Annotated in this window: 1 protein-coding gene; it reads left to right on the forward strand. The window is 60.9% G+C overall.

Translation table 11 applies throughout. From position 1 onward, the window contains the following. On the forward strand, positions 1-253 hold a 253-nt coding region (locus SB764_RS42755), incomplete at both ends, for a 2-oxo acid dehydrogenase subunit E2 (protein WP_410867143.1).

Consider the following 253-nt stretch of genomic DNA (forward strand, 5'->3'; position numbering starts at 1 on the left):
CGCTGGCCCCGAGCGGTAAAGCGATCATCCGCAAGAAATACGTACACATCGGCTTTGCCGTCGATACTCCGGATGGCCTGCTGGTACCGGTCATCAAGAACGTCGACCAGAAGAGCCTGCTGCAGCTTGCTGCTGAGGCGGCTGCGCTGGCGGCCAAGGCCCGCGACAAGAAGCTCACCCCAGACGATATGCAAGGTGCGTGCTTCACCATCTCCAGCCTCGGTCACATTGGCGGCACTGGCTTCACGCCAAT

Source organism: Paraburkholderia sp. SIMBA_027, from assembly GCF_046535315.1.
GTDB lineage: Bacteria > Pseudomonadota > Gammaproteobacteria > Burkholderiales > Burkholderiaceae > Paraburkholderia > Paraburkholderia tropica.